The following is a 2,116-nucleotide window of genomic DNA, read 5'->3' as shown; positions in this document are numbered from 1 at the left end:
AATTTGAAAATAAAGAAGAACTGGAAAAAGTAGTCAATCAGCTTTTAAATGAAGGGGGATTGATTATTAAATGGAGTAGAAAACTTAAAAATAAGGGTAATGCTGTCAATGTAACTTAAATGCGTAAAAGCTTACTACCGTTTGTTGTTTGGAAACGGGGAAAATATTATCTTAAGGTTGATAAAAACGGAACTTCGCAAGAGTGTCCGAATTGTGGCGCGATTACCGGCAAAAAGTCGTTATCGGAAAGAGTTCACCGATGCAATTCCTGCGGCCACATTGAACCGAGAGATACGGCATCAGCGAAGGTAATCGAGAACCGAGGAAAAAACGCGGTCGGACTGACCGTGTTAGAAAACGCTTGCGGAGGCGATCTGACGGGGATCGACCGGGTTAAACCAGGTCGATCTAGTTAAAAGCCTAAGAACCGAGAATCCCCCGCTACACCGCGCGAGCGGTTAGCGGGGGAGAGTCAAAATTGGAGCGATCGATTATATATCAATCATTATGAAAGATAAACGGGTATTGCTGACCGGCGGTACGGGAGGACTGGGTTTAGGAGTCACTCCGGCGGTTTTACACCATGGCGGTCATCTAACCATGACCTATCGGGAGGAAAGGGAGGTGGGTCGTCTGAAATCTCGGCTGAGTGCGGCGGAATTTGAGCGTATTCGCTTTGTCAGGGTGGATTTAACCCAAGAAACTGCCGTGGCTAGATTAATTGATGATCTCGGTCGGGTCGATGTTTTAATTCATCTAGTCGGGGGTTTTACCATGGGGGCGACGGAGGAGTTTAGCTATGAAGATTGGCTAAAAATGTTCGATTTAAACCTCCATAGCACTTTTTTACTGTGTAAACACTGTTTACGCTCGATGAAACTTCATAATTATGGTCGTATCGTCACTATCGGTTCTCGTGGTGCCGTACAACCGGGGGCAAATTTGGCCGCCTATTGTGCCTCGAAAGCGGCGGTAGTGGCTTTAACCCAAGCGATCGCAGAAGAAACCAAACAGACTAATATTACCGCTAACGTGGTTTTGCCCAGCATTATCGATACTCCGGGCAACCGGGAAGCGATGGGAGAGGCAAATGCCAAGGACTGGGTAAGTCCCCAATCTCTAGCCGAGGTGATCTGTTTTCTGGCAGGGGAAGGAGCTAAGGACTTGCGCGGGGCGGCAATTCCCGTCTATGGTTCCCTGTGAGTGGTTTTTTGTCTTCGGGCTGATACACTGATAACGGCGCTCGCTCTTGCTAAAAATTGGGCTTAATTTATGCTTATTCCGATTCTTATCAGTCTTACTATCTTACTTTTATCCTATCTGCTCGGTTCGATTCCCACGGGTTATTTAATCGGTAAATACAGCAAAGGTATCGATATTCGTGACTATGGTTCCGGTTCCACTGGGGCCACCAATGTGTTGAGAACTCTGGGAAAATCTGCCGGGGCGACGGTATTATTAATTGATATGTTAAAAGGAATGGCGGCGGTGGCCCTGGTACGCGGGCTATATTTTATGGATGTCAATCCTCTCCCAGAAAGTTGGTATTATTGGTTAATTATCGGGGCAGCATTGGGGGCAATCATCGGTCATAGTAAATCGATTTTCTTGAATTTTAGCGGTGGTAAATCCGTCGCCACCAGTTTAGGGGTTTTATTGGTGATGAATCCCCTAGTGGCTTGCGGAACTTTGGCGAGTTTTTTGGTTATTCTGGCACTTTTCCGGATTGTTTCTTTAGGTTCGATTATCGGGGCGCTGGTGGTGAATATTTTAATGGTTGTTTTGGGTCAACCTCTCCCCTATATTTTATTTAGTTTGATGGGGGGAATCTATGTGATTGTTCGTCATCAGGGTAATATTAAAAGATTGTTGGCAGGGACGGAACCAAAAATAGGTCAGAAAGTACAGCAATCATCGGAAGTAAGTTAATAACTTTCTCAAGTCAGAATAACCACTGTGAAATGAAGTTGACGGCTCATCGAAAATTTGGGTCTGAAACCCCGTCGTTCTACGACGGCTTTACTGTTAAATATTAGCACATTTACGAAATCTATGCTAAAATGTGAGACATGGAAAAAGCCTATTCGTTTCGATTTTACCCCACACCCGAACAAGA

Annotated in this window: 3 protein-coding genes and 1 pseudogene; all 4 read left to right on the top strand. The window is 45.2% G+C overall.

Features of this window, described 5'->3' with window-relative positions:
- Positions 1–131 precede the first annotated feature (131 nt).
- Positions 132–416 (top strand): annotated as a pseudogene (locus tag O9300_RS03685) (zinc ribbon domain-containing protein); the annotation flags it as partial.
- Between the two features lie 91 nt (positions 417–507).
- The gene (gene fabG, locus O9300_RS03680; RefSeq protein ID WP_002798601.1) at positions 508–1,203 is read left to right on the top strand and encodes a 3-oxoacyl-ACP reductase FabG; all 696 of its coding nucleotides are present in this window, start codon (positions 508–510) and stop codon (positions 1,201–1,203) included.
- A gap of 69 nt (positions 1,204–1,272) precedes the next feature.
- A complete protein-coding gene (gene plsY, locus O9300_RS03675; RefSeq protein WP_409832291.1) occupies positions 1,273–1,929 on the top strand; it encodes a glycerol-3-phosphate 1-O-acyltransferase PlsY in 657 nt (218 codons plus the stop codon).
- A gap of 140 nt (positions 1,930–2,069) precedes the next feature.
- Positions 2,070–2,116: helix-turn-helix domain-containing protein (locus tag O9300_RS19410; RefSeq protein WP_353737100.1), on the top strand; the 47-nt coding region annotated here is incomplete at its 3' end.

Origin of the sequence: Microcystis sp. LE19-195.1E (assembly GCF_027532095.1) — a bacterium.
In the GTDB taxonomy this organism is placed as follows: Bacteria; Cyanobacteriota; Cyanobacteriia; order Cyanobacteriales; family Microcystaceae; genus Microcystis; species Microcystis aeruginosa.
Note: the sequence above shows the minus strand (reverse complement) of the source record. Positions and strands in the feature narration are given on the sequence as shown.

What these genes read in the sequence shown, in the direction of transcription:
- fabG (WP_002798601.1), top strand. Translation starts at nt 508, where the DNA reads ATGAAAGATAAACGGGTATTGCTGACCGGCGGTACGGGAGGACTGGGT.
- plsY (WP_409832291.1), top strand. Translation starts at nt 1,273, where the DNA reads ATGCTTATTCCGATTCTTATCAGTCTTACTATCTTACTTTTATCCTAT.